This window comes from aff. Roholtiella sp. LEGE 12411, assembly GCF_015206995.1.
Taxonomy (GTDB): Bacteria; Cyanobacteriota; Cyanobacteriia; order Cyanobacteriales; family Nostocaceae; genus Komarekiella.
The window spans coordinates 42,720-68,322 of the sequence record NZ_JADEXR010000013.1; the positions used below are offsets into that span (position 1 = coordinate 42,720).

The 25,603-nt window shown below is 44.2% G+C and carries 40 protein-coding genes and 1 pseudogene; 4 read left to right on the forward strand and 37 right to left on the reverse strand.

All coding sequences use genetic code 11. The features are described 5' to 3' along the window. Nucleotides 1–172: 172 nt before the first annotated feature. The 4 genes and pseudogenes from IQ246_RS04840 to IQ246_RS04855 form a co-directional block, all read right to left on the reverse strand. On the reverse strand, nt 173–1,867 hold the full coding sequence (locus IQ246_RS04840; protein WP_194000644.1) for an ABC-F family ATP-binding cassette domain-containing protein: 1,695 nt from the start codon (nt 1,865–1,867) through the stop codon (nt 173–175). Between the two features lie 249 nt (nt 1,868–2,116). Next, on the reverse strand, nt 2,117–2,827 hold the full coding sequence (locus tag IQ246_RS04845; protein WP_194000646.1) for a DUF4336 domain-containing protein: 711 nt from the start codon (nt 2,825–2,827) through the stop codon (nt 2,117–2,119). Between the two features lie 108 nt (nt 2,828–2,935). Then, nucleotides 2,936–3,100: pseudogene (locus IQ246_RS04850) on the reverse strand (DUF29 domain-containing protein); the annotation flags it as partial. 97 nt (nt 3,101–3,197) lie between these two features. Further along, nucleotides 3,198–3,560: a helix-turn-helix transcriptional regulator gene (locus IQ246_RS04855; RefSeq protein WP_194000649.1), complete on the reverse strand. Its 363-nt coding sequence runs from the start codon at nt 3,558–3,560 to the stop codon at nt 3,198–3,200. 234 nt (nt 3,561–3,794) lie between these two features. On the opposite strand from IQ246_RS04855, the gene IQ246_RS04860 reads away from it, so the two are divergent. Further along, entirely contained in the window at nt 3,795–4,241 is a 447-nt protein-coding gene (locus IQ246_RS04860; protein WP_194000651.1) for a hypothetical protein, read from the forward strand. A gap of 9 nt (nt 4,242–4,250) precedes the next feature. Here IQ246_RS04860 and prfA read toward each other — a convergent pair whose 3' ends face one another. The 7 genes from prfA to IQ246_RS04895 form a co-directional block, all read right to left on the reverse strand. After that, nucleotides 4,251–5,351: a peptide chain release factor 1 gene (gene prfA, locus IQ246_RS04865; protein ID WP_194000653.1), complete on the reverse strand. Its 1,101-nt coding sequence runs from the start codon at nt 5,349–5,351 to the stop codon at nt 4,251–4,253. Between the two features lie 100 nt (nt 5,352–5,451). After that, the gene (gene rpmE / locus IQ246_RS04870) at nt 5,452–5,694 is read right to left on the reverse strand and encodes a 50S ribosomal protein L31 (RefSeq protein WP_194000655.1); all 243 of its coding nucleotides are present in this window, start codon (nt 5,692–5,694) and stop codon (nt 5,452–5,454) included. A gap of 152 nt (nt 5,695–5,846) precedes the next feature. After that, nucleotides 5,847–6,263 (reverse strand): 30S ribosomal protein S9, encoded by a 417-nt coding sequence (rpsI, locus tag IQ246_RS04875; RefSeq protein ID WP_194000657.1) that lies wholly within the window; start codon nt 6,261–6,263, stop codon nt 5,847–5,849. Then, nucleotides 6,263–6,718, reverse strand: coding sequence for a 50S ribosomal protein L13 (rplM, locus tag IQ246_RS04880; RefSeq protein WP_194000659.1), 456 nt, complete (start codon nt 6,716–6,718; stop codon nt 6,263–6,265). Before rplM ends, rpsI begins: the two co-directional genes overlap by 1 nt. A gap of 100 nt (nt 6,719–6,818) precedes the next feature. After that, nucleotides 6,819–7,646: a tRNA pseudouridine(38-40) synthase TruA gene (gene truA, locus IQ246_RS04885; protein ID WP_194000703.1), complete on the reverse strand. Its 828-nt coding sequence runs from the start codon at nt 7,644–7,646 to the stop codon at nt 6,819–6,821. A 92-nt stretch (nt 7,647–7,738) separates the two neighbouring features. Then, nucleotides 7,739–8,089 carry a 50S ribosomal protein L17 gene (gene rplQ, locus IQ246_RS04890; RefSeq protein ID WP_194000661.1) on the reverse strand — a complete coding sequence of 117 codons (351 nt, stop codon included), beginning with the start codon at nt 8,087–8,089 and terminating at the stop codon, nt 7,739–7,741. 33 nt (nt 8,090–8,122) lie between these two features. Beyond that, nucleotides 8,123–9,070 (reverse strand): DNA-directed RNA polymerase subunit alpha, encoded by a 948-nt coding sequence (locus tag IQ246_RS04895; protein WP_193198910.1) that lies wholly within the window; start codon nt 9,068–9,070, stop codon nt 8,123–8,125. Nucleotides 9,071–9,188: 118 nt separating this feature from the next. Here IQ246_RS04895 and IQ246_RS04900 point away from each other — a divergent pair, with 118 nt between their 5' ends. Next, a complete protein-coding gene (locus IQ246_RS04900) occupies nt 9,189–9,401 on the forward strand; it encodes a hypothetical protein (RefSeq protein WP_194000663.1) in 213 nt (70 codons plus the stop codon). A 10-nt stretch (nt 9,402–9,411) separates the two neighbouring features. Here IQ246_RS04900 and rpsK read toward each other — a convergent pair whose 3' ends face one another. The 24 genes from rpsK to rplC all read right to left on the reverse strand — a co-directional run bounded on the left by rpsK (nt 9,412) and on the right by rplC (nt 22,274). Further along, nucleotides 9,412–9,807 carry a 30S ribosomal protein S11 gene (gene rpsK, locus IQ246_RS04905; protein WP_010998331.1) on the reverse strand — a complete coding sequence of 132 codons (396 nt, stop codon included), beginning with the start codon at nt 9,805–9,807 and terminating at the stop codon, nt 9,412–9,414. A 54-nt stretch (nt 9,808–9,861) separates the two neighbouring features. Next, the gene (gene rpsM, locus IQ246_RS04910; RefSeq protein WP_194000665.1) at nt 9,862–10,242 is read right to left on the reverse strand and encodes a 30S ribosomal protein S13; all 381 of its coding nucleotides are present in this window, start codon (nt 10,240–10,242) and stop codon (nt 9,862–9,864) included. 115 nt (nt 10,243–10,357) lie between these two features. Beyond that, complete coding sequence (gene rpmJ / locus IQ246_RS04915; protein ID WP_015129703.1) at nt 10,358–10,471, reverse strand: 50S ribosomal protein L36; 114 nt, start codon at nt 10,469–10,471, stop codon at nt 10,358–10,360. Nucleotides 10,472–10,586: 115 nt separating this feature from the next. Continuing rightward, nucleotides 10,587–10,811, reverse strand: coding sequence for a translation initiation factor IF-1 (infA, locus tag IQ246_RS04920; protein WP_006276978.1), 225 nt, complete (start codon nt 10,809–10,811; stop codon nt 10,587–10,589). Between the two features lie 317 nt (nt 10,812–11,128). Next, the gene (locus IQ246_RS04925; protein WP_194000667.1) at nt 11,129–11,683 is read right to left on the reverse strand and encodes an adenylate kinase; all 555 of its coding nucleotides are present in this window, start codon (nt 11,681–11,683) and stop codon (nt 11,129–11,131) included. Continuing rightward, the gene (gene secY / locus IQ246_RS04930; RefSeq protein WP_194000669.1) at nt 11,683–12,996 is read right to left on the reverse strand and encodes a preprotein translocase subunit SecY; all 1,314 of its coding nucleotides are present in this window, start codon (nt 12,994–12,996) and stop codon (nt 11,683–11,685) included. Before secY ends, IQ246_RS04925 begins: the two co-directional genes overlap by 1 nt. Nucleotides 12,997–13,070: 74 nt before the next feature. Then, nucleotides 13,071–13,514, reverse strand: coding sequence for a 50S ribosomal protein L15 (gene rplO, locus IQ246_RS04935; RefSeq protein WP_194000671.1), 444 nt, complete (start codon nt 13,512–13,514; stop codon nt 13,071–13,073). Between the two features lie 48 nt (nt 13,515–13,562). After that, nucleotides 13,563–14,087, reverse strand: coding sequence for a 30S ribosomal protein S5 (rpsE, locus tag IQ246_RS04940; RefSeq protein ID WP_162396584.1), 525 nt, complete (start codon nt 14,085–14,087; stop codon nt 13,563–13,565). A 93-nt stretch (nt 14,088–14,180) separates the two neighbouring features. Further along, the gene (gene rplR, locus IQ246_RS04945) at nt 14,181–14,543 is read right to left on the reverse strand and encodes a 50S ribosomal protein L18 (protein WP_194000672.1); all 363 of its coding nucleotides are present in this window, start codon (nt 14,541–14,543) and stop codon (nt 14,181–14,183) included. 2 nt (nt 14,544–14,545) lie between these two features. Further along, nucleotides 14,546–15,094 (reverse strand): 50S ribosomal protein L6, encoded by a 549-nt coding sequence (rplF, locus tag IQ246_RS04950; protein ID WP_194000674.1) that lies wholly within the window; start codon nt 15,092–15,094, stop codon nt 14,546–14,548. A gap of 93 nt (nt 15,095–15,187) precedes the next feature. Then, complete coding sequence (gene rpsH, locus IQ246_RS04955) at nt 15,188–15,589, reverse strand: 30S ribosomal protein S8 (RefSeq protein ID WP_194000677.1); 402 nt, start codon at nt 15,587–15,589, stop codon at nt 15,188–15,190. Nucleotides 15,590–15,609: 20 nt separating this feature from the next. Further along, complete coding sequence (gene rplE, locus IQ246_RS04960; protein ID WP_194000679.1) at nt 15,610–16,158, reverse strand: 50S ribosomal protein L5; 549 nt, start codon at nt 16,156–16,158, stop codon at nt 15,610–15,612. A gap of 76 nt (nt 16,159–16,234) precedes the next feature. Continuing rightward, nucleotides 16,235–16,588: a 50S ribosomal protein L24 gene (rplX, locus tag IQ246_RS04965; protein WP_162396589.1), complete on the reverse strand. Its 354-nt coding sequence runs from the start codon at nt 16,586–16,588 to the stop codon at nt 16,235–16,237. Next, nucleotides 16,588–16,956, reverse strand: coding sequence for a 50S ribosomal protein L14 (gene rplN, locus IQ246_RS04970; protein ID WP_162396590.1), 369 nt, complete (start codon nt 16,954–16,956; stop codon nt 16,588–16,590). The genes rplX and rplN overlap by 1 nt, the downstream gene beginning before the upstream one ends. Before the next feature lie 47 nt (nt 16,957–17,003). Beyond that, nucleotides 17,004–17,252, reverse strand: a complete 249-nt coding sequence (rpsQ, locus tag IQ246_RS04975; RefSeq protein WP_194000681.1) for a 30S ribosomal protein S17 — start codon at nt 17,250–17,252, stop codon at nt 17,004–17,006. 6 nt (nt 17,253–17,258) lie between these two features. Further along, entirely contained in the window at nt 17,259–17,486 is a 228-nt protein-coding gene (gene rpmC, locus IQ246_RS04980) for a 50S ribosomal protein L29 (protein WP_194000683.1), read from the reverse strand. Between the two features lie 3 nt (nt 17,487–17,489). Beyond that, nucleotides 17,490–17,915, reverse strand: a complete 426-nt coding sequence (rplP, locus tag IQ246_RS04985; RefSeq protein ID WP_162396593.1) for a 50S ribosomal protein L16 — start codon at nt 17,913–17,915, stop codon at nt 17,490–17,492. A 149-nt stretch (nt 17,916–18,064) separates the two neighbouring features. Then, nucleotides 18,065–18,832, reverse strand: coding sequence for a 30S ribosomal protein S3 (gene rpsC, locus IQ246_RS04990; RefSeq protein ID WP_162396594.1), 768 nt, complete (start codon nt 18,830–18,832; stop codon nt 18,065–18,067). 52 nt (nt 18,833–18,884) lie between these two features. Next, a complete protein-coding gene (gene rplV / locus IQ246_RS04995) occupies nt 18,885–19,241 on the reverse strand; it encodes a 50S ribosomal protein L22 (RefSeq protein ID WP_194000705.1) in 357 nt (118 codons plus the stop codon). Nucleotides 19,242–19,316: 75 nt separating this feature from the next. Further along, nucleotides 19,317–19,595 (reverse strand): 30S ribosomal protein S19, encoded by a 279-nt coding sequence (gene rpsS, locus IQ246_RS05000; RefSeq protein ID WP_162396596.1) that lies wholly within the window; start codon nt 19,593–19,595, stop codon nt 19,317–19,319. A gap of 97 nt (nt 19,596–19,692) precedes the next feature. Then, complete coding sequence (rplB, locus tag IQ246_RS05005) at nt 19,693–20,556, reverse strand: 50S ribosomal protein L2 (protein WP_194000685.1); 864 nt, start codon at nt 20,554–20,556, stop codon at nt 19,693–19,695. A gap of 7 nt (nt 20,557–20,563) precedes the next feature. After that, nucleotides 20,564–20,878 carry a 50S ribosomal protein L23 gene (locus IQ246_RS05010; RefSeq protein ID WP_162396598.1) on the reverse strand — a complete coding sequence of 105 codons (315 nt, stop codon included), beginning with the start codon at nt 20,876–20,878 and terminating at the stop codon, nt 20,564–20,566. Next, complete coding sequence (rplD, locus tag IQ246_RS05015; RefSeq protein ID WP_194000707.1) at nt 20,871–21,503, reverse strand: 50S ribosomal protein L4; 633 nt, start codon at nt 21,501–21,503, stop codon at nt 20,871–20,873. Before rplD ends, IQ246_RS05010 begins: the two co-directional genes overlap by 8 nt. A gap of 135 nt (nt 21,504–21,638) precedes the next feature. Then, the gene (gene rplC / locus IQ246_RS05020) at nt 21,639–22,274 is read right to left on the reverse strand and encodes a 50S ribosomal protein L3 (protein WP_194000687.1); all 636 of its coding nucleotides are present in this window, start codon (nt 22,272–22,274) and stop codon (nt 21,639–21,641) included. Nucleotides 22,275–23,145: 871 nt separating this feature from the next. On the opposite strand from rplC, the gene IQ246_RS05025 reads away from it, so the two are divergent. Beyond that, complete coding sequence (locus IQ246_RS05025) at nt 23,146–23,622, forward strand: NAD(P)H-quinone oxidoreductase subunit N (RefSeq protein WP_194000689.1); 477 nt, start codon at nt 23,146–23,148, stop codon at nt 23,620–23,622. Between the two features lie 10 nt (nt 23,623–23,632). On the opposite strand, the gene IQ246_RS30780 is transcribed toward IQ246_RS05025, so the two are convergent. Beyond that, nucleotides 23,633–23,764: a hypothetical protein gene (locus IQ246_RS30780; RefSeq protein WP_255515462.1), complete on the reverse strand. Its 132-nt coding sequence runs from the start codon at nt 23,762–23,764 to the stop codon at nt 23,633–23,635. A gap of 32 nt (nt 23,765–23,796) precedes the next feature. Continuing rightward, a complete protein-coding gene (locus IQ246_RS05030) occupies nt 23,797–24,624 on the reverse strand; it encodes an ABC transporter permease (RefSeq protein ID WP_194000691.1) in 828 nt (275 codons plus the stop codon). A gap of 418 nt (nt 24,625–25,042) precedes the next feature. Between IQ246_RS05030 and IQ246_RS05035 the strand changes: the two genes are divergently transcribed. After that, entirely contained in the window at nt 25,043–25,582 is a 540-nt protein-coding gene (locus tag IQ246_RS05035) for a DUF3172 domain-containing protein (protein ID WP_162396603.1), read from the forward strand. Nucleotides 25,583–25,603 lie beyond the last annotated feature (21 nt).

Sequence of the window (25,603 nt, forward strand, 5' to 3'; positions counted from 1 at the left end):
TCCCTGCCGCAAGTGAATTTCTGCTTATTAACTTGTTTTATGAAAGGCTTGCAGTTCTTTTAGATATTTTTTAAAATTTAGTAATTTTTTTATATTATTTGCGATCGCAAATAATTCAGTAATTACTAAGTAGTAGCTCTTCAGCGCCACTACTTACTCATTTCCTAGTTACTTATTTCCGTTTTGTGCCCGATTTCGCCGCTTTAGCAGCTTTCTTAGCTGCTTTTTCAGCATCCATCGCCGCTAACTTTGCTTGTTCTTTTTCTTCGGCAATTTTCTGGAGATAGTAATGATAATCTCCCAAGTAGACACGGAATTCGCCATCACGAACTTCTACGATTTTGTTAGCTACCTGAGAGATAAAATAGCGGTCATGGGAAACTACAATTGCCGTACCATCATAGTTCTGTAGAGCTTCTTCCAGCATTTCTTTAGCTGGAATATCCAAGTGATTTGTCGGCTCATCTAAAATTAGTAAGTTCGCAGGACGTAAGAGCATTTTTGCCAATGCTAGACGAGCTTTTTCTCCTCCACTCAATGCCCCAACTGCCTTAAATACAGTATCACCAGTGAATAAGAAGCGTCCCAAAAGTGTGCGGACTTCTTGATTATCCCAATCGGGAACTTCATCATGGATAGTTTCCATAACAGTTCTCTTTAAATCCAACGCTTCAGCTTGATTTTGCTCAAAATAACCGGGAATAACGTTGTGATCGCCTAATTTAACGATACCTTCTGTGGGTTTTTCCATACCCATGATTACGCGCAAAAGTGTAGATTTTCCTGCACCATTGGGGCCAAGAAAAGCAATGCGATCGCCTCTTTCAATTAGGAGATTAGCACCCAAAAACAAAATCTTATCACCATAGACATGAGTTAAGTCTTTAATTTCTACTACTTCGCGTCCACTGCGGGGTGCAGGGGGAAAGCGGAAGTGTAAAGTTCTTACCCCAGCTATGGGTGCTTCGATGCGCTCAATTTTTTCCAGTTGCTTTTCCCGGCTTTTGGCTTGGGTACTGCGGGTAGCACTGGCGCGGAATCTGTCAACAAAAGTTTGTTGTTTTTCTAATTCTTTTTGCTGGCGTTCGTAGGCGCTAAGTTGTGCTGATTGATTTTCAGCTTTTTGTTGTAAATACGCCGAGTAATTGCCAAGGTAGGTGGCAGAAACACCACGTTCAGTTTCCACAATTTGCGTGCAGAGGCGGTCTAGAAACTCCCGGTCATGGGAGACTATTACCATTGGAGTAATCAGCCCTTTGAGGTAATTTTCTAACCACTCAATGGTTTCTAAATCTAGGTGGTTAGTAGGCTCATCCAGCAGCAATAAATCAGGTTTTTGCAGGAGGATTTTACCCAAACTCATCCGCATTTGCCAACCACCACTGAAGGCACTGACGAGGCGATCGCCATCTTCTAGCCCAAACCCCATCTCTGGTAAGATTTTTCCGATGCGTGCATCTAAGTTGTAGCCATCTAAGGCTTCAAATTTACGCTGCAAACGATCCAACTTATCGATCAGTCGATCCAGTTCGTCTGGGTTAGCGGTTTCCATCTCTTGTGGTACGTGCGCTAGAGATAACTGTACTTCGTTGGCTTCTTTGAAGACAGTCCAAAATTCTTCTCTAACGGTGCGGGTGGGGTCTACTTCAAACTCTTGGTTGAGGTAGGCTATGTGTAAGCTATTAGGACGAATTATTTCGCCTGAGGTGGGTTCCATTTCCCCAGAGATAATTTTTAGCTGAGTAGATTTTCCAGCACCGTTGACACCGACTAAGCCGATGCGATCGCCTGGCTTAACTTCCCAGTTGATATCTTTGAGAACTTCGCCTGTGGGATAAATTTTACTTATATGTTCTAATCGCAGCATTAAGTTTCTCTCAGGTAGGGAGTGGGTGGTTGAGGACGAACTACTAACACCGCCTCTAATATTAACAAAAATTAACTTAGCAAACTAGCATCAATATTATTCAGTTTAGTGGGGGATCTTTTGAAGGTATCAGAGAATTTAGTGAACTATTGGTTACTCAAGTCAAGCTCTTTTTGTCTATCTTGAAGTAAAACTGCGATCGCTCTGGTTCCATGCTTGGGACGCTCAAAGCTGCGGTGGTGGTTGGTTTTAAAGAGATTCTCCTAAAAACCACTCGTACCCTTCTTTAAACTGCTTCTTCGCATTATGCTCTACAATGCTGCCATGAGCCACAATAACTCTTCTAAAGTCCCATCGCAGTACCTTTTGAACTGATTGTTTAACCTTCTCTTTTTCTTGAGTAGCCAACTGTTCTAACAATGATGGTCTAAGTTTCTTGTACCCTCCCATTATTTTGGATACTAATTTTGTTGTCATTGGGAAACTTTCATCGAAGTAAAAAGCTGTGTCTGTCAAAATCAAAGTTTGACTTTCAGCATGAAAAAAAATATACTCATTTAAAGGTAATGCTCCACTTGGAAGAAAAGTTTTAAACCCTTCAAATAATAAACATTCAAGTTCCCCTAAAAAATTTTCGCCATTATCCTCTAATTCTTGATCAATAGATATCTCAGGTCTTTTTGCCTTCAATCCCGATACAGCATAGACCTTTGCTTGAGGATAGAGAGCCTTAAAGTTAGATAAGAACAGATAGTGAAAAAGATTTGGGGCAACAATATACTTAACATTTCCAAGCTCATTGAGTTGCTCAGTAGTTTCGTCATCAACTTGGATCGGAGAAATAACAGCTAATTCACCATTATTTAAACTAATTACCGTCATTTTTGTACCGACACTCAATCCAAAATACTTTAACGGTTGCTCGGCGATCCAAATATTCTGATCAATTTTTATGAGCATAACTAATTCCAGCAGCAGCTTTGAGCGGTTATGTATGGCGAACTGACAAGGCTCAATAGTCGATTATGTATTAAACTAAAAACTTATAATCCAGAAAAATTGTAGTAATTATCCTTCCCAGTCTTGACGAGTATCGCACAGAAAATTGTCTGCTATCGCCTCATCAAATAAATAGGGGCAATGTTCTGGAAAAATTCGTAATGGTAAGTTAGTTTCTCGTAACGCCAAATCAACTCCCGCTTCCAAGCCATCTAACAAGGCTTCTTCGATTCGAGACTTTAAAGAGACGACGAGCTAGTTTGATCCGATTTTGCGCTAAATCGCCCTTAAAAACCTTAATTACAAATTACGAATTGAATTATTTTAATATTCAACTAGCCTTCGCTTCCTCCCCAGACGCTTCAGCAACAGCGGCTAACCTATCTGCTGCTGCTTGAACGATTTGAGCCACTTGGCTTAGAGGCATGTGCTGAATTTGTCTTAGAATCAAACTCAAGTCTGAGGTTTCTGGAATTGGTTTGCCATCTAAGCAACTAAGTAACTCTTCCATCGTGTAGCCTGCTCTCGATGCGATTTGAGCCAAATTTTCTGTATCTGGAACCTTTACACCTTTTTCCCACATCTGAACAGCAGTAGCAGAAACTCCTAAAAGCTTACCAAACGATCGCTGACTCATTGAACCACGAGCCAGTTTAATGATTTCAATCAGTTTTTGTCTGCTTTCGATATTCACTGCTTGTTTAGCTAGCCAACGTATTTACAAGTTCACTTTCAATACTACAAGTTTACTTTTATATTGACAGCATGATGTTTTAGTACTACACTAAATATCCTAAGTTTTAATATGACAACTATAGTAATAAACTTATAAGTAGGCGATCGCAGCCATCTTTAGCCTATTAGTTTGCTACGGAGCTGAGCTAGTAGCTAGATATTACTGCGAACAAATAATCATCGATGGTGCATCATGTTTCGCAAGCTACATAAAATTAATCAGTACCGCCGCAAAGGTCGAAATCTCATAGCCGCTAATAAAATTAAACCGGAGCAGTGGAACATTTCTAAAGCAGAAGCCAAACAAGCCCTGAAAGCTAAAGGTTATGATGTCAAGCAAATTAAAAAAATTTACCACCTGAAGCATCAGGTATGTATTTCCTACTGGGATGGTAAATACAACGTGTGCAGCAGTTTTTTCAGCTACCGGATTTTTGCGCGTTGGCAAATAGAAGTAGAAAAGTTAATTTATTGTTGCCAAAACCTCAAACAATGGACGAAGTTAAATTACCTCATGCAGTACGAATTCGCTTACTACAATTATCCCAGTGAAATAGAATATATAATTAACGCTGAATTAAAAAACCACTTGTGTGTGTTAAATACAACAGAACGACTAGCGGTTTTCCACGTTGTTTAATAGCGATAATTAGTTGGCACCACCGGAAGTAGCTAACTCTGCTAAACGCTCCTGCTGATCTTGAGATATACAAGATTGGATAACCGTTTCTAAGTCGCCTTCCAAGACAGGGTTAAGAGAATAATTTTGACCTAAACGGTGGTCAGTAACGCGGTTATCTTTATAATTGTATGTGCGGATTTTTTCGGATCGCGAGCCTGTACCAACTTGCGATCGCCGCATGGAAGTTACAGCTTCTTGTTGTTCGCTTAACTTGATTTCGTACAATTTCGCCCGTAGAATTTGCATCGCCCGTTCTTTGTTCTGCAACTGGCTGCGTTCTTCAGTACAGAAAATGCGTATTCCTGTCGGTTTGTGCATCAAGTCAACGGCTGTTTCTACCTTATTGACGTTTTGTCCACCAGCGCCGCCAGAACGAGCTGTGGTCATTTCAATGTCCTTGGCATCAATGTGGATTTCCACATCATCTACCTCTGGCATAATCGCCACTGTGGCAGTAGAAGTGTGAACCCGTCCTCCAGCTTCAGTTGTTGGCACGCGCTGCACGCGATGTACTCCAGCTTCAAACTTTAGTTGGCTGTATACGTTGTCACCTTTAATTTCAAGTATGACCTCTTTCCAACCGCCCATTTCACCTAGAGACTCGCTCACCAAGGAAACTTTCCAACCTTGAGTCTGAGCATAACGAGTGTACATCCGCATCAAATCGCCAGCCCAAATACTGGCTTCATCTCCACCAGTGCCAGCGCGAATTTCCAACATGATATTCTTCTCATCGTTGGGGTCACGGGGTAACAGCAATACCTTCAAGTGAGTCTCTAGATATTCCAGTTTTTGCTCAAGTTCATCTACTTCCAACGCTGCCAGTTCTTGTAACTCTGGGTCGCTAGCAGCTTCTTTATAAACCTGACGCGCTCCTATCAAGTCTTCCTGGGCAGTTTTCCAAATTTCGTAGGTATTTACTACTTCTTCCAAAGAAGAACGAGACTTAGCTATCTGTTGATACTCATCAGGATTTTTAGCAGTATCAGGGTCGCCAAGGCGACGGGTTAATTCGTTAAAGGTTTGTTCAACGGATTTGAGTTTCTCCAGCAGGTATGTTTCAGCCATGACAAGTGCGATCGCTCCTTAAAATAACAAGTTGGCTCGAGCATTAAATGACAATCGACCCAGCCGATGCAGGGTCGTCGTTAACAGCAGAGCCAACCCGCTACTTTTTGTTTTGATCGTCGCCAGATGTTTGAGTGCTGCTCATACCATATTTGCGGAGGAAGCGCTCTACTCGACCCTCAGTATCAATAATCTTCTGAGTGCCAGTGTAAAAGGGGTGATTTCCAGACCAAACATCTACGTGCAATTCTGGCTTGGTAGAGCCAATGGTCATAACAACTTGACCGTTGCAGTAAACTTTAGCTTCTGGATACCACTTAGGATGAATATCGGATTTAGCCATTGTCTGTTTTGTGGTGAATCTATATAAATTATAACTTTTAGCCTTCAATCAGGACTAGGGACTAGGTATTAGTGACTGGGTGCTAGGAACAAAGATTGAAACTCTGCAAACTTTTTTCCAATCCCCAATACCCAATTCTGATCCCCAATCGCTTATCGCTTGGAGTACTGAGGTGCTTTGCGGGCTTTGTGCAAACCATATTTTTTCCGCTCTTTTGCCCGGGGATCACGAGTTAAGTAGCCTTCAGTTTTCAAAGGTGAGCGGTTTTCTGGGTCTAGTTGACATAAAGCACGGGCAACTCCCAAGCGAATGGAGTCAGCCTGTCCGGTCAAACCGCCGCCTTCAGCTTTAACTAAAATGTCATATTCGTTTTCCAGTCCCAGAGTTTCTAGAGGTGCTTTGATGACTCCAAGGTAATTGGCATTGAATTGGAAATATAAGGTTCCATCTTTACCATTCACAGTCAGTTGACCGTTACCGGGAATCAAGCGTACCCGTGCAACTGAGCACTTGCGACGACCTGTACCCCAATACACGGCACGACCGCTATTAGCGTCTGCTACTACCATTAATTTTCTGCTCCAGGAATTGTATTAACTTTTAGTTCTTTAGGTTTTTGGGCTTCATGGGGATGAGTGGGCCCAGCATAAACTTTCAACTTGGTGAATAGCTGCCTACCCAGGCTATTTTTGGGTAGCATACCTTTAACAGCATGTTCTAATATCCTTTCTGGTAGGCGCTGTTGCAATTTGGCAAAGGTTTCCGTCTTCATACCACCGGGACGACCAGAATGGCGACGATAAATCTTTTGGGTACGCTTTTTGCCGGTAACTGCTACTTTTTCAGCATTGACGACAATCACGAAGTCACCTGTGTCTAGGTGAGGAGTATATTCAGGTTTCTTTTTTCCTCTGAGAATCTGGGCGATTTCAGTGGCGAGGCGACCGAGGCGTTGGTCAGTAGCGTCTACTACGTACCATTCATGCTCAAGGGATTCTTGAGGAGGAAGGTAGGTTTTACTCATTGTTGTTTGTCCTTTGTCATTTGTCTTTGAAGTTTTGATGGTCGAGTTACGGCGATCAGACTTCTCTGTTTGTTATTTGTCATTAGTCATTTGTCTTCACTTAATGACTAATGACCAACTTTGGCATGGTTTCGTACCAAATCTCTTTTGGAAAGGGAAAATCTGGATAGCCGACGCGTAATAAGCATAAGCCTTGGGGAGGTGCAGCATGTTTCACTTCTTCCCGGCGTTGTTCTTTCCAGAGTTCGGTGAAGCTCATAAGCGATCGCTTGCCAGAACCTACTTGTGCCAGCATCCCTACCAATAGCCGCACCATGCCATACAAAAATCCATCTGCCTGTATTTCAATATGGATAAACGGCCCACTGCGACAACATTCTGCTGCTTGCACTTCTACCCAGGAATGCGATCGCTTTGATCCTGCGCGGTGAAAAGCAGCCAAATGATGTTTTCCCATTAATGGTTTCAGAGCGTCTTGGATTAAGGATTCATCCAGAGGAGCATAATAATAATGCCAACTGAAGGGGTCTACGAACAAGTTCGGTCGATCTTCAGTGTATATGGTGTAGCGATACCGTCGATAGGCTGCATTAAAACGAGCGTGCCAACGGTTACTTACACTTGCTGAAGCCCTTATTAATATATCTTGAGGCAGATAGCTATTAAGGATTGTTGCCCACTTGTGAGATGGGATTAAACCTGTTGCGTCAAAATGGGCTACTTGAGCAGCGGCGTGAACTCCGGCATCGGTTCGCCCAGCACCGTGTAGTGCCACATGGTATCCAAGAATTTTAGCGATCGCTGCTTCAATCTCTTCCTGGACAGTGCGCTGCTGCTTTTGCCGTTGCCAGCCATGAAAGTGAGTGCCCAGGTATTGGATTACCAGGGCTACTCGGTGAGTTGGTGGAGGCTGGAGACTTTCTAACATACAGATTTCGTCTTTTGTCATTAGTCATTTGTCATTAGTCGTAGATTCTTGACCATTGACCAATGAATAATGACTAAAATCCAAAACTATGATTAGACCAGTTCAATAATTGCCATCTGGGCATTATCGCCTCGACGCGGTACGGTATGCAGGATGCGGGTATAACCTCCTTGGCGAGTACCATACCGAGTCGGAGCTTGCTCAAACAAAGCGTGAACTAGTTGTTTATCAAAGATATAGCCCAGCGCTTCCCGGCGTGCTGACAAAGAGCCGTTTTTAGCTAGGGTAATCATTTTGTCTACTTCACTTCGCAGAACTTTAGCTCGAACTAAAGTAGTAGTGATCCGACCATGACGGATCAGCTCGGTAGCAAGCGATCGCAATAAAGCACGACGTTGATCGGTTGGTTTACTTAGTTTCTTGACGCGACAACGGTGACGCATAATTATCCACTATGAATTACGAACGGTTTTTAATTAGGGGTGTTTAGAGCCTCTTTCCTGCGGCAAGGTAATGCCCAAGCGTCGCTGTAAAGCTTCAACTACTTCTTCCGCTGACTTCTGACCAAAGTTCTTAATTTCTAGAAGATCTTCTTGGGTGTAATCCAACAAGTCTGCTACAGAATTAACTTGTGCCCGTTTGAGACAGTTATAAGCCCGCACAGAAAGCTGCAACTCTTCGATGGGAATCTGAGCGGTTGGATCGTCTGGAATGTCTGAACCTGTGTCTGTTGGTTCTAGGGAGATATCTTTCAACGGATTGAATAAATCTACCAAAATGCCAGCTGCAGAGGATAGTGCTTCTTGGGGAGAGAGACTACCATTTGTCCAAACTTCTAACAGCAGTCGATCTTTTGTGATCGAGCCATCTAAACGGGCTTCTTCGACACTATAGTTGACTTTTCGCACAGGCATAAACACTGAGTCGATTTGGAGGAAGTCCAGTGATGTGGCTTCTTCACGTCCTCGCTCTACAGTGCGATACCCTTTGCCTTTCTCAATCCGAAACTCCATTTCCAGCTTGCCTCCTTCAGCTAAGGTGGCTATGTACTGGGTCGGATCAATGACTTCTACTTCACTGGGCAAATCAAAATGTGCCGCAGTAACTGTTGCTGGGCCGTTAACGAGCAACCGACCAATCTGAGGCTGAGAAGAATAGCTCTTAAGGATTACTTCCTTCATTTTCATGAGGATTTCCAGCACATCTTCCCGTACGCCCGGAACTGTGGCAAACTCATGGGAAACGCCTGCAATCCGCACTGCTGTGACTGCTGTACCCTCTAAATTAGATAGTAAAACCCGCCGCAGCGCGTTGCCAACAGTTGTTCCTTGACCACGCTCCAGAGGTTCCAGAATAAACTTACTGTAATGGCTCCGACTTTCTTCTGTACTAGACTCTACACATTCAATTTGAAACTGCGCCACGGATTAGCCTCCCTTCTTTTAAGGTGCTGCTAGCAGGCAAATCAATTGCCTCCCGAATTCACTTTATGCCCTGTAGGTTTAGATTTATCAAACTCACAACATCCAATGACAATAGAGTTTGACGCTTCTATTTAATCCCCAGGTGTTGATAATATTTTGGGTTGTCCAAAGTTTAGTAGCCCTTCTTACTGAAAGAACTAATATCTCTTTAGTCGCCCTAGCCGTCCGACAGTTACAAGCTCTCACTCAATGGCAGTTTGCACTTCTATTAGCACAACCATTGACTATAGGTGACTTACCTTTGCTGAAACTTTTCGCCTTTAATGTCTAATTTTTAACGATTAAACTCGACGACGCTTAGGCGGACGGCAACCATTGTGAGGAATCGGGGTAATATCCCGAATTAGTGTAATTTCCAGTCCTGCTCCTTGGAGTGCCCGGATAGCAGTCTCTCTACCTGCTCCTGGCCCACTGACCATCACCTCAATTTGGCGCATCCCTTGATCGATAGCTCGACGTGCTGCGCTTTCAGCGGCGGTTTGTGCTGCAAAGGGAGTTCCCTTTTTTGCTCCCTTGAAACCGCTAGAACCAGCACTAGCCCAAGAGATGACATCTCCATTTTGATCGGTAATGGTGACAATGCTATTGTTGAAAGTAGACTGGATATAGGCCATCCCGTTGGGGACGTTCCGTTTTTGCTTTTTGCTCCCGGATTTTTTAGTTGGTTGTCTCGCCATATTTGTTTAGTTAATTTCAGGTAAAACTTGCTCTCATTAGCAAGCGTTGCAAAATTATTTCCCTGGTGCCTTCTTCTTCCCAGCCACTGTCTGCCTTCTTCCACGACGGGTTCTAGCATTAGTGCGAGTTCTTTGTCCTCTTACTGGCAAGCCCATGCGATGACGACGCCCTCTGTAGGTGCCAATATCAACTAAGCGCTTGATGTTCATAGACTCCAAGCGCCGTAAGTCCCCTTCAACTTGATAGTTGCTTTCTACTTCTCCTCGCAGGGCTGCGACATCGGCATCACTTAACTCTTTAACACGGATGTCTGGGTTTACACCTGTAGCCGCTAAGATTTCTTGCGACCGTGATAAACCAATTCCGTAGATGTAAGTCAGACCAATCTCGATGCGCTTATCGCGTGGAAGGTCTACTCCGGCAATACGTGCCACAATTAATCTCTCCCTATTGTTCTCGCAATTACTGTTGGAAAAACGTGATTAATCGCGTCTTTTCGTTTTAATGATGATATGTGTGTCGTACCTAAATTTGATGGTGGTAAGAGCACTATCCTTGACGTTGCTTGTGCTTAGGATTGACACAAATCACCATGACGCGACCACGACGTTTGATCACGTTACACTTTTCACAAATTTTCTTGACTGAGGCTCTGACTTTCATGCCTTTTTTAATTGACTCCAAATAGTGAATTATAGCATTTTTAGGGAATTAATTTCAGTTAAGCAACTAGAAAACACCAAAAAGGTGGTTTTATGGTAAGATTCTCTACATAGATTTACTTCTTTCGTAATCGATAGGTGATTCTACCCTTTGTTAGGTCATAGGGAGTTAACTCAACTTTGACGCGATCGCCAGGTAAAATTTTAATGTAATTGCGGCGAATCTTGCCGGAAATGTGTGCTAACACGTTAAAGCCATTATCCAAGTCAACGCGAAACATCGCATTGGGCAAGGACTCAGTAACCGTGCCTTCCATTTCAATTAAATCTTGCTTAGACAATTTGTTTTTTCCTCAACTCAACAATCTCCTATTCTGTTGCACCAGCTTCATCTGCAAGAGAACATACTTTGAGAAATATATCAACAGTTTATTAATATATCTTAGCTAAAATCGACCTACTCCCTGCTGAGACTGGAAGAAAGCAGGAGGTAACTACATACTTTATTATTGTCTTCCTCTGTCCCCACGCCACTTGTTACAACGGAGGGAACCCTCCGTTCGCCCTTGGCGTCTCCCCTTGGGAGAAGTTTGGAGCGGAGGAAGCCTCAACTCCAACTTCTCTGTGCAACGCACTGGCTCCTCTCCCCCCTACTATTTCATGAGGCTATTAGCTTTTGAAGTTCGGTAGTGACCTCTTCTTGGGACTGATTACCATTGACCGTAAGGAGTTTTTGGCGATCGCGGTAATAGTCAATCAAGGGTGCAGTTTCAGCGCGATAAACTTCTAAGCGGCGACGAATTACCTCTTCAGTATCATCTTTTCGTCCTCTGCCTAGTAAACGTGTTACCACTACTTCATCTGATGCATCCAAGTTAACTACCCTTTCACCATCCTGATGCGTTTTTTTCAGTAACTCCTGCAAAAAAACTGCTTGAGTCACTTTGCGGGGAAAGCCATCAAGAATCCAACCGGATTTAATATCTGGCTCTTCTAGCCGCTCCTGCACCATTTCCTGTACTAGCTGGTCAGGGACTAATTCGCCGCTATCAACATAACTTTGAGCCTTAATCCCTAAAGAAGTTTGCTCTTTCATGGCTTTCCTTAAAATATCGCCCGTAGAAATATGGGGAATATTCAACTTTCCAGCCAAAGTTTGAGCTTGAGTTCCTTTACCAGCCCCAGGTGGCCCCAAGAAGATTAATCGCGTCACTATTGTTTCACCATTCCTTCATAGCGCTGAGAGATGACGTAAGTTTGGACTTGTTTAGCTGTCTCAATTGCCACACCAACCAAAATTAATAAAGAGGTTGCACCCAGTCCCTTAAAGGTTGGCACTCCTAAAGCACTTTCCACACCAGTTGGGATAATAGCAACCAAGCCCAAAAAGATCGCGCCTAAAAAAGTGAGTCGGTTTGTCACACGCTCGATATACTCACTAGTTGCCTTACCCGGACGAATGCCAGGAATACTAGAACCCATCTTCTTCAGGTTTTGTGCTACATCTACTGGATTGAGTATCAACGAAGAATAGAAGTAGCTAAAGAAAATGATAGAAATCATGTAGACCAAGGCATATATCCAAGAGCCAGAACCGCTTGGACTTAGATAAGTGTTAACAATATTCGCCAATTCTGGGTTTTTGGTAAAATTAGCGATCAGAAGTGGCAAACTCAGGATGGCAGCTGCAAAGATAATTGGCATAACGCCACCAGCAATTAACCGTAGGGGTAAATAACTGCGTTGCTCTGCCAATACGCGCCGACCAACTTGGCGACGGGCTGAAATGATTGGAATGCGGCGGATGCCTTCCTGAACAAACACAATACCAACAATAGTTGCCAGGAATACCAACACTAGCACAATCACGCGACCAACTATTTCCCTGCCGCCAACTTGTACTAAGTCAATGGTGTCACCTAAGGACTTTGGTAATGAAGCGACAATGTTGACAAAAATCAACAATGATGCGCCATTGCCAATACCACGTTCTGTGATCAGTTCTGATGCCCACATGACAAACATGGAACCAGCAGTCAGAGCGATCGCAGTTTCAGCTACGAAGATTGGCCCTGGGTTTAAAGCAAATTGCTGGAGGAATAATGTCGAAAAAGCCACACTTTGAATAATTGCCCAACCTAAAGATACATAGCGTGTAATTTGTGCAATTTTCCGCCGACCAGCTTCTCCTTCATTTTTCTGTAAATTTTCTAAAGAAGGAATTGCCGCAGTGAGCAATTGAATAATAATGGATGCATTAATGAAGGGCAAAATCCCCAAGGCGAAAACTCCCAAAGTCGAAAGTCCCCGCCCGGAAAATATATCCAATAGACCAAATATGGAGTTATTGCCCGAAATTGCTTCGGCAAACCTCTGTCGATTAATCCCTGGGACTGGCAAAAAGATACCCAGACGAACCAAAATTAAAATACCAACAGTGACAAGCAGCCTACCTCTAAGCCCAGCTGCTTGCGCCATCTGCATAAAAGTTTCTTGAGCCGTTGGGGCTTTGTCTCGACTGATCATAGAGTGCTACCTTTATAGTGAACCAGGCACTGGTAGCGAGTTGGCTTACATTTAAGTGCGCTGTTCTGGCTCACTCATAAGACTTCACAACTCCCACCAGCTGCCTCAATTTTGCTACGAGCTGTACCTGTGAAAGCTGCCGCTTGCACCTTGAGCGGAATGCTCAATTCTCCATTACCTAAAATTTTCAATGGCCCCTTGACAGCAGTAAGAATACCTGATGCTTTTAAGGAAGTCAAAGTTACTTCTGTATTGGCAGGAAGGGAAGCTAGCTTCTCTACATTAATCGTAGTGTAATTTTTCCGATTAACAATTGGAAAGCCTTTCAACTTAGGCAGACGACGATATAGTGGCTGTTGACCACCTTCAAAACCTGGTCGAGTACCGCTACCAGAGCGAGACTTTTGACCTCGCATACCTAAACCAGCACTGGCACCTTGACCAGCGGAAATCCCCCTACCTACACGCTTACGGCGTTTTTTTGAGCCTTTTTGAGGCTTAACATCGTTGAGTCTCATGATGTTTAGTACTTTTTTTTATACAAAACCTATGCAAGGGCAGCTCTACTAGATATAGAGATGTTCAATAGCAATGCCCCGATCTTCCGCAACTTCGGCAAAGGTACGTAGTGTAGATAGGGCGTTGACAGCGGCTCTAGCATTGTTGAGTGGATTATTAGAACCGAGTTGTTTGGCTAAGACGTTACGAACCCCTGCCAATTCCAACACGGTACGCACAGCACCACCAGCAATTACCCCAGTACCAGGTGCGGCTGGTCGCATCATTACCTTCGCACCACCACCGACACCATCAATGGGATGGGGAATGGAGTTAGATTTGGTTATTGGGATGTCAATCAGATGTTTTTTGCCATCGGCTACGCCTTTTTTCACAGCACCAATTACATCTGAGGCTTTACCTACTCCAACACCAACTTGACCGCGTTCGTTACCGACGACGACGATTGCTCGGAAGCTAAGTTTTTTACCACCTTTGACGACCTTACTCACCCGCCGGATCTGGATAACCCGCTCTTGCCAATTAGTTTCTTCTTTCTTTGTGCGGTTAGTTTTACGACGACCTGTTGCCATAATCAATGCCTCTATGAGTCAATGGTCAAGAGTCAAGAGTCAAGAGTCAATATTTCAACTCTGGACTTTAGACCTTTTTGGACTTTTGCAAATTTAGAAATCTAAACCAGCCTCGCGTGCTGCATCGGCTAATGCTTTGACACGACCATGATATAAGTTGCCACCGCGATCAAAGACTACTTTGGTGATACCTTTTTCTAGCAATCTCGCTGCGATCAATTTGCCAACTTGTGCTGATGCATCACGGTTAGCACATGAACCTAAACTAGATTTCAACTCTGGTTCTACAGTCGAGGCTGCGACTAACGTATGATGTTGTGTATCATCAATGACTTGTGCGTAAATATGTTCGTGAGAGCGGAACACGGCTAACCGTGGTCGTTCTGGGGAGCCGATGACTCTACCACGGACGCGTCTATGGCGACGCTGCTTTGATTCTCTACGAGTAAGTTTCATTTTTACTTCTTACCACTCTTACCAGTCTTACCAGCTTTACGTCTTACCTCTTCACCGGCATAGCGAATGCCTTTACCTTTATAAGGTTCTGGTGGGCGAACGGCACGAATTTTAGCTGCTGTGTTGCCTACTATTTCTTTGTCATAGCCGCTGACGATGACGTTAGTGGTACCTTCTACTGCAAACTGAATTCCTTCAGGTGGAACAATTTGTACCTGATGGCTGTAGCCCATATTTAAAATCAGGTTACGACCTTGAACTTGTGCTCGGTAGCCAACTCCTTGAATTTCCAAACGGCGCTGAAAACCATTGGAAACTCCCTCGACCATGTTGGCAACCAAGGTGCGGCACAAACCATGCATTTGGCGAGATGTCTTTGTATCATCTCGTCGAGTTACCTGCAATATTTCCCCTTCTTGGGAAACTGTAACAGCGGTAGGCAAATCGCGTGAAAGTTCGCCTTTAGGCCCTTTTACAACAACCTTTGTGCCATCAATCGCCACTTGGACTTTAGTGGGAACAGTAATTGGACGTTTACCAATACGAGACATGACTTTTTGTCCTTTGTTATTTGTCCGTTGTCCTTTGTTATTTGTCGTTTGTCTTTTATTAATGACAAATGACCAATGACAAATGACTAATGACTACCAGACGTAGCAAAGCACTTCACCACCCAAGTTCTGACGCCGCGCTTCGCGGTCAGTCATGATCCCACTGGATGTAGAAATAATGGCAATGCCAATGCCGCCGAGTACTCTTGGTAATTCTTTTCTGTTGGAGTAAACGCGCAAACCTGGTTTACTCACCCGCTTTAATGCGGTAATTAAAGGCTGACGATTCTTACCCTTATATTTCAGAGAAATTACCAGATTACGCTTTACCCCTTCTTCTGCTTCTTCAAATTCAGAAATAAAGCCTTCCTCCCGCAGTACTTTGGCAATACTACGAGTCATTCTTGTAGCTGGTACTTGTGTCGTTTGATGCCTCGCCAAATTGGCATTGCGGATGCGCGTCAGCATATCTGCAATTGTGTCGTTAGCCGCCATCGTTCCCTCTTTAGATGAACTTATTGATCGCGAAAGGGCATTCCCATTTCTTTAAGTAAAGCGCGGCCCTCTTCGTCGTTTTTCGCTGTAGTAATGATGGAAATATCCATACCGCGGATTTGATCGATGCTGTCGTACTCTACTTCTGGAAAGATGAGTTGTTCTCTTACACCCAAAGTATAGTTGCCGCGACCGTCAAAGCTTTTAGGACTAACGCCGCGAAAGTCTCGAATTCTAGGTAGTGCCAAGCTAATGAGTCGGTCGACAAACGCGTACATTCGTTCGCCTCTAAGAGTAACCATGATGCCGACAGGCATACCTTGACGAATTTTGAAGCCTGCGATCGCCTTTTTCGCTCGTGTCACTACTGGCTTTTGACCAGCAATCAACGCAATTTCGTTTATGGACGCTTCCAATGACTTAGCATTTTGAGCCGCTTCCCCCAAACCTCGGTTAACAGTAACCTTGACCAACTTCGGTACTTGATGAACATTGGTGTATTGAAACTGATTGATCAGTTTAGGGACGATTGTCTCTTGGTATAAGGTTTTGAGTCTTGTTGGTGCCATAGTTTTTTGTTCTGATTACCCCTGGGCTTGGTCAGGGAACCTTATTTGACCTTTGTCTTTAGTTAATTACTAATGACTATTTATCCAGAATCTCGCCAGTTTTCTTGAGCTTCCTTACCTTTTTGCCTTCGGGCGTGAAGGTGTAGCAAACACGACTAGCGACGTTTTGCTTAGTAGAATAAAGCATCACGTTGGAGCTATGAATCGGGGCTTCTTGGGTGACTATCCGCCCTGACTCTCCTTCTTGCTGGGGTTTAACGTGCTTGGTCTTGATGTTGACGCCTTTGACGACAACTTTGCTTAGTTGAGGAAGTGCTTGTATAACTTCACCGACTTTACCCTTATCTTTGCCAGCAATTATCTGCACTGTATCGCCAGTTTTGACGTGCATTTTGTGAAATACTTTTGGCTGATCTTTTCGGTATGCCATTACAGCACCTCCGGAGCCAGAGAAACGATTTTGGTAAAGTTTTTCTCGCGCAGTTCCCGTGCAACAGGGCCAAAGACCCGCGTTCCTCTAGGATTACCATCTTTGTTGATGATCACTGCGGCGTTATCGTCAAAGCGAATACTCATGCCGCTATCACGATTTACGCCTTTGCGAGTACGAACAATTACCGCTTCCACAACATCAGATTTTTTTACTGCCATGTTGGGTGTGGCATCTTTGACAACGGCGATAATTTTATCGCCAATGCCGCCATAACGGCGATTACCTCCGCCTAAGATGCGGATGCACATGAGTTTACGAGCGCCGCTATTATCTGCGACATTCAGATAGGTCTGGGGTTGAATCACGATTAGTCTCCCGTGTGGTGTTGTTAGAAAACTAACAACTATGAGGTTTAGTTAGATTTGACGTTGAGGACTTCTGTGACTTGCCAGCGCTTGGTTTTACTCAGGGGTCTGGTTTCCTGGATGCGGACGCGATCGCCCACTTTACACTTATTTTCCTCATCGTGAGCTTTATAGCGCCGGGTTTGAACTACAATCTTGCCGTACTTGGGATGAGGAGCGCGGTTTTCCACAGCAACTACTACCGTTTTTTGCATTTTGTCGCTCACTACCAAGCCAACTCGTTCTTTGACTGCCATAATCTCCTACTTTTCTTCTTTAGCCGATTGACTTGCTGCCCGTTGGCGCTCAGTTTCTATTGTGAGCAATTGGGCTAGGCGGTGTCGGGCGTGTCTGAACTGGTGAGGTTTTTCTAGTTGTCTGGTTGCTTTTTGTAAGCGCAGTTGAAACAGTTGCCTTTTAATAGCAACTATTTCCTCAGCCAGTTTTTCATCACTTAATTCTCTAGCTTCTGAAATCTTGGGAAGAGGCATAACCTACTCCTGCTCCTCTGGTTTAGAGCGCACAATAAACTTGGTTTTTATGGGCAACTTAAATGAAGCTAAACGCATAGCTTCTCTGGCGATTTCTTCAGAAACGCCAGCGATTTCAAATAAAATTCGCCCTGGTTTAACGACAGCTACCCAAAACTCCGGCGAACCTTTACCGGAACCCATCCGAGTTTCAGCCGGACGCATGGTTACAGGTTTGTCAGGGAAAATCCGAATCCAGATTTGTCCACCCCGGCGAATATAACGGGTCATTGCCCGACGAGAAGCCTCAATTTGACGGGAGGTAATCCAAGCAGGTTCTTGAGCTTGGAGTGCGAAATCACCAAAGTTTAGGGTGCTGCCACGGCTGGCTAGTCCCTCCATCCGTCCGCGTTGTTGTTTGCGGAATTTAGTTCTTCTAGGACTTAACATGGTTTGTCAAGGGTCAAGAGTCAAGGGTCAAGGGGAGCCAGCGCCGTGGGGGGGAGTTCCCGACTTGAGGCGATTGGCGTTCAAGGGTCAAGGTTGAGGTCAATGGTCAAAAAATCTTGGACTTTTGACTATGGATTTTTGACTCTTGACTATCCTTCATTTGAGCGGTCTTCAAATTGTTGACGACGGCGTTGTTGTTGACGGCGACGAGGTTCGCGGTCACGATCGCGATCGCGTGTTGTGGGTGGGGGCGGAGTTTCTTCCTGTCCTGGGATAATTTCTCCCTTAAACACCCAGACTTTGATGCCTAAAATGCCATAAACCGTTTTTGCCGTGCAATAAGAGTAGTCAATGTCTGCCCGTAAGGTATGTAGAGGTACTCTACCTTCACGAGTCCACTCTGTCCGGGCAATTTCTGCACCGTTGAGGCGACCGCTGACTTGGATCTTAATACCTTGGATTCCAGCGCGTTGAGCACGCTGAATCGCTTGCCGTACTACCCGCCGAAACGAAACACGACGTTCTAATTGTTGAGCAATGTATTCGGCAATTAAGTAGGCATCAGCATCAACTCGTTGTACTTCAACTACGTTAATGCGAATTTGGCGATTGCTACCCAACAGTTCTTGGAGTCCGGTACGCAGTGATTCAATGCCTTGTCCACCACGACCTACTACCACGCCAGGTCTAGCTGTACGTACCTCTAAGTCGATTTGGTCGGCTTTGCGTTCAATCCGCACCTCGGAAATCCCGGCGTTGTTTTGAGCAAGTCTACCGAGCTTTTTTTCTATGTATTGACGGAGTTTGTGGTCTTCTTGTAGAAGTTCTGGATAGCGTTCAGGAACGGCAAACCAACGGGATTGATGCTCGTGTGTAATACCCAGGCGAAAACCAACTGGATGAATCTTCTGTCCCACAAATGCTTCCTCTAAAATTTCTTACTTTACGCAATTTTTCGTGTAAACGTGCTTATTTCTCTGGGGCGGCTGCAACAGCCACAGTGATATGACACGTCGGCTTGCGAATTTGGTAAGCTCGACCTTGCGCTCTAGGTTGGAACCGTTTCAGCACTGGGCCTTGATCGGCATACGCCTGAGTAATCACTAGCTGAGTCCGATCTAACCCCGCGTTGTGTTCTGCATTGGCGGCAGCGCTTCTAAGAACCTTTAATATGGGTTCTGTAGCTCTGTAAGGCATGAATTCCAGGATAATTAGCGCTTCTCTATATGATCGCCCGCGAATTTGATCTAGTACACGACGCACTTTGTAGGCAGAAATGCGTATAAATCGGGCGATCGCTTTTACTTCAGTAGTATCATTGGCCATAATTTTCTCCATTTGTCAAGAGTCAATTTTCAAGGGTCATTACTATCAACTTTGTCGTTGACTCTTGACTATTGACTATCTCCCTGCTTTTTTGTCACTTTTACCATGACCCCTGTAGGTGCGTGTCGGGGCAAATTCCCCCAACTTGTGTCCAACCATTTGCTCACTGACAAACACTGGAACGTGTTGGCGTCCGTTGTGAACAGCTATGGTATGACCTACCATTAGGGGCAAAATGGTCGAGGCTCTCGACCAAGTTTTAATAACTTGTTTTTCGTTTCTAGCATTCAGCTTTTCAATTTTGCTGAGCAAATGATCGGCCACAAAAGGGCCCTTTTTTAGAGAACGACCCATAATCAGTAAGTTTTGAGTTTTGAATTTTGAGTTTTGAGTTTCGAGTTTTAAGTGTTGAGTTTGATAATTACGCTCAGCACTCTCCACTCACGACTTATTAAGACTCACGACCACCGCGACCGCGTTTAGAAGATTTGCGGCGGCGGCGCACAATCAATTTGCTGCTAAGTTTCTTGCGATTGCGTGTCTTTGCACCCAAAGTCGGTTTACCCCAAGGTGTCACAGGCCCCGATCTACCGATTGGTGCTCTACCTTCACCACCGCCGTGGGGGTGATCAACTGGGTTCATGACGCTACCTCTGACCTTAGGACGGCGACCTTTCCAGCGATTTCGTCCTGCTTTCCCTGCGCTCAGGTTTCTGGCGTCAGTGTTGCCTACTTGTCCAATAGTGGCGTAGCATTCACGCCGAATCAAGCGCACTTCTCCCGATGGCAATTTGAGAGTTACGTAATTACCTTCTTTTGCCACAACTTGAGCGCTAGCGCCAGCGGAACGCACCATTTGACCGCCTTTGCCAGGAGTCAATTCCACGTTGTGAACACTAGTACCCAAGGGAATGTTCGACAGAGGTAAGGCGTTACCATCTTCAAAGGGAGCTTCAGGCCCAGCAATGACTGTTGTTCCGACTTTTAACCCGTTTGGTTGGAGGATGTACCGCTTCTCGCCATCCTGGTAATACAAAAGGGCAATGCGAGCATTCCGATTTGGATCGTATTCAATAGCTGCGACTTTGGCAGGAATATTACGCTTATCTCTTTTAAAGTCAACAATTCTGTAAAGTTGCTTGTGTCCGCCACCCCGGCGACGGCTAGTGATCCGCCCTTGGTTATTCCGACCTTTAGCGCGATGTACCGATGTTGTGAGGGATTTCTCAGGCTCGGTTTTGGTAATTTCCGCAAAGTCGGAGATCGTAACTTGGCGAGTGCTGGGGGTATAAGGGCGATAAGAACGAGTACCCATCTTAGTTTTAAACCTCTGGGAATAGAACTTGTCTAATCTTGTCTTCGTCCCCAGGCGCGACAGTAACTATTGCTCGCTTATATTGGGGCTTGTAACCAATAAATCTGCCCACGCGCCGCTTTTTGCGTGGTGGTAGCGCAGTATTGACTTGTACAACCTTGACCTGAAATAGGTCTTCTATTGCCGCTTTGATTTGGGGCTTGGTTGCTTTTGGAATTACTTCAAAAGTGTATTTGTTCTGCTCCATGAGCATGGTCGCCTTTTCTGTGACAATTGGGCGACGTACTAAGTCGGCAAGATCACGGGGGTCAAAGCTAGGCACTGTAGACCTCCTGGATTTTTTCTAGGGCTGATGCCGTAATTACAATTTTGTCAGCGTGCAGCAAATCGTAAACATTTAGCTGGTCAGCGGCAATTAGCTTTAAATTTTCTATATTGCGGGCTGACAAATATACGTTTTCAGGAAACTCAGACAAGATTAACAGTGTCTTAGTTTCTGGTGCTGCTCCCCAACGAGCCAGTGCTCCCACTAATTCTTTGGTTTTTGGGCGAGAGAACTCGTTGCCAAATTCTTCTACTACAATCAAATCATCAATACGACCGACCAAGGCTGTCCGCAGTGCTAAACGCCGTTCTTTGCGGTTTAACTTTAGATTGAAGTCTCTGGGCTTTGGTCCAAAGATCACACCACCACCACGCCACAGTGGTGAACGAATAGAACCTGCACGAGCACGACCAGTACCTTTTTGACGCCAAGGTTTGCGACCACCACCTCTAACTTCGGAACGAGTTTTTGTACTAGCAGTTCCTTGGCGAGAGTTGGTCATTTGTCTTACCAAAGCTCTATGCACAATATGTGCTGCCGTTTCCTCTTTGGCAACTCGCAACTCGAAGGTTGTCTCTCCGACTTGTTCCCCTTGCCAATTTTTAACTACACTTTCAACCATCTTCCTTATTTGTCCTTTGTCATTTGTCATTAGTCATTAGTCCATAGTCTATAGTTCAATGACTATTGACTCTTGACTATTGAACGCCAGTTCACTCAACAAGGGGAACCCCCGCACGTAACTGGCTCCTCTTGACTACTTACCAACTCGCTTTGCAGGTAAAACATTCACCAAGGCTCCTGGCTTACCAGGAATGGCCCCCTTAATTAGCAATAAGTTGCGTTCCGGGTCTACTTTAACCACGGTCAACTTGCGGATTGTGATGCGCTTACCGCCCAAACGCCCTGCCATCCGTTTACCTGGATAGACACGACCTGGTGTTGTACCAGCACCAATGGAACCGGGCGCTCTGTGGTTTTTGGAACCATGTGACATGGGCCCTCGACCAAAGTTGTTACGCTTTTGGTTACCCGCGAAACCGCGACCGATACTTGTACCGACTACATCTACGATTTGACCTTCACTAAAAATATCTGCTTTAATCTGCTGACCTAAAGCATAATCACTAGAGCTATCGGTGTGATACTCATTTAAATGACGCAATGCTGGGGCAGATGATTTAGCCAAGTGCCCTAGCAGTGGACTGTTCAATGCTTTTGGTTTGACTTCGCCATACCCTACTTGGATGGCAGAGTAACCGTCGGTTTGTTTTGTTTTAACTTGTGTAACGGTGCATGGCCCTGCTTGTATAACAGTGACAGGAATAGCTACTCCTGCCTCGTCAAATATTTGGGTCATGCCCAGCTTGGTGCCGAGAATACCTACAGACACAGTAACTGGTTCTCCTTTCTACTTGCTGACTTTGGAACTAGACTTTAGAGGACACATTATTGTCAACATTGGTCTTGGGTGGAGAGGCCTCCGAAATTTGGAGCAGCTCACGCTGAACCAAATCTTTATAGGATGCAACAAACCGTGTCCCTACTGTTTGGTGAATCCGTTTACTTTCACTCACTGGCTCATTAGAACAGCCACAAGCTCCCTACTGACGGTAAGGAGTATTTTATGGAATCAATGCAAGGCGCTACAGCTTTGTGCTGTGTGCAGCAATGCTTTCGTCCAAGCAATTGCTCTGGCACTTCCTGGTTGTAGTTGGACTTAAGCGGATGTTCCCGCTCAGTATCCCTTAACTGAGACTGATGCAAAGCCATGAAACCAACATTACTGCTCAGTTTCCACTTCACTAAAAACCTTAAACTATAGCTTAAGGTTTTGCCTAGTTCTTCAGGAGCTACAAGAGTGAATGTAGCTTTGCTTTCATGGCTGGTTTAGCTTTTGAGCCACGAGCTTATAGGTTGACTGCGCTGATTATTTAGCTTACCAGTCTTTTAACCAATCTGAGTCAGTTTATCCAAATTTAGAATCAAGCTATCAACTTTTGATACTTGAACCAACTTAAGAGAATGGCAATAATAAGGCAGCTTATTTTACAGGCTCGGTCACAATCTATTAGTATATATCAATTATTTATTTTTGTCTAGGAATTTGACTAAAATTCTTCTATTACCTTTCTACTAAGGGGGAATCAGATTCGACTCGCCTCATAAACTTAACCAAATCTAGTTCATCAGTTATTGTTGAACTTAATCTAGCAGTTAACGGTAAATAATAGAGATATCTGAGTGGGATAAGACGAAAATCTATGGCATTGATTACCACTGGTAACGCTTTGATCCGCGATCTGGAAAAATTTGGCGCTCTTGGTGTATACGTACCTCTGGAAGGGGGCTATGAAGGACGTTATCAACGCCGAGTACGTGCAGCTGGCTATACTACCCTCCATATTACTGCTAGGGGACTGGGCGATGTGGCTACATATCTCACAAGAGTTCATGGAGTCAGACCTCCTCATTTAGGTAAAAAAAGCACTGGTAGTGGTGCTGCGGTTGGTTATGTATACTATGCGCCACCAATAATCAGTTCTCATTTAGAGCAGTTACCACCAAAGTCAAAGGGGCTGGTCTTGTGGATTATTGAAGGGCATATTCTTTCCAATGAAGAACTTGAGTATTTAGTAACTTTACCCAGTTTGGAACCACGAGTAAAAGTAATCATCGAGAGGGGTGGCGATCGCGCCTTCCGTTGGACGCCTCTAGAAAAAACACTGCTAGCTAGTTAGTCGTTAGTCATTAGTCATTAGCAATTAGCAAATGACTAATGACTTCAATCAGCATTTCGATAGTGCTGAGCCGAAAACCACAGGATACAAATAATCGGCGTGCGGCTTCGTTAACTGCTGGTGTAGCAAGACGGATCAGCATCAGCTCTGGAAGTATAAAGAAAATGTCAGATGTTAATCTTGCTGATGAGCAAATTTATAACTACCCCACAGAGAAAGGGCGATCGCCATTACTAGCAAAATCGGCACGCTGTACCAAGGAAACTGAGATAATGGTGAATGGGCAGCTGCACGCAATCCGATGCTGGCATAAGTCAACGGTAACAGGTAAACTACGACTTTGAGGGCAGATGGTAATGTACCAGGGTCAAAAAAAGTAGCCCCTAAAAAAGACATGGGGATGATCACAAAGTTGTTATAGAGTCCTACTGATTCAAGCGATCGCACATTCAACCCGACAATCACCCCTAACCCTGCAAATACAGCACAATTCAGTACTACCAACAGTAGAAATAGTGGATTGAGAAAATTCCAGTTTCCAGTCAACAGCACTGCTACTAAAATCACTGATCCAGAAGTCATCAACCCCCGCACTATTCCCGCTAGCATTTTACCGATATATAACGCTAAGGGATGTACCGGGGCTAGTAACAGTTCTTCAAAGGTTTTGGTAAAGATTCTGTCCCCGCAAATCGAAAATGTTGTCCCACCAAAGCTAATACTCATCGACGACAGCGCTACCATCCCTGGTAGGATAAAATCTAAATAGTTATCATAGTTGCCACTAATTCCTGAACCCGGTTTAATTGAACTACCCAAGCCAAATCCAAAAGCTAAAATGTATATAAGTGGAGATATTAAACCTGATGCAGCAACTTGCACTATTCTCACACGTAAATCGAGCCAATCTCCCCAAAAAATAGTCAAACTATCCGCTATGAGGATTTGAAATTGAGAAGTTTTAAATCTCTTGTTTGAGAGTAATGCTCTGGTAAATGTCACTTGTTTCTAGTTAAGCATCAAAAATTTTACCAATTATTAATTTACATTTTTTGGTACATCAATTACCAGAAGTAACTAAAAGTTCTAATTCTGAGAAATTAAAATTTAAAAAAGCTCAAATTAAGTAATTTTTGCATTCGTATAGGATCATTTTGGCAAATTCAATCAAAATTATCTAAAACCAAAAAAATTATGATATAATATAACACCTAAAATAGGTTATTTAAAGACTAATATAAAAACCTAAGAAAGTTAAAATTCTGCTCAGACGTCTAAAAATTATTTGCTATTTTTCTGATTTAATAAGAAAATCTCACGTAAAGTTGCAGGCAATTACAGTCAAGACTCGGCATACTAAAAGAGGGAGAAAAGTTTAGACCACTCCCAGCCCAATCGGCATGAAGGTGATTAAGCAACAATGAGACGTAAATCTACTGGTAGACAGGCTACTACTTCTAAACCCTCTGCTTTCCAATCCCCTCTGTTTAACTTCACCACGATCGCAATTTTGGGAGGGGTGTTGATTTTGGGAATTGGGATTGGCATTGCTTTTAGCTCTACAACCACTTTGGCTCCATCAAATGTGGCTTCCCGTGAATTTATTGATACCAAAGCACCTAACCCTGAGATTTGCGTGCAGTATGGAGCCAGCGCTATGGTGATGGACGCTAGATTATTTGTCACTCTCAACCCTTTCAATGTCTATGTTGCTCAGCCTAGTATGCGTCCTGGATGCGTTATCCGACAAAATAACTGGGCACTTTTAGAGCAACGCAAGCTGGTTACATCTGACCAGGTAAGAGATTGCAAAAATCGACTGAATACCTTTGGCTTTACAGGTAACTTAGACAGTGACAAACCTGATATCAGGTGTATATACCAGAATGAAGCTGCTCAAAACTTCTTTACTGCTCAACCAGGGGCAGTTGGCTCACCTCAAGAAACAGACAGATTCTAGATTGGGGCTGTCTCTTATACA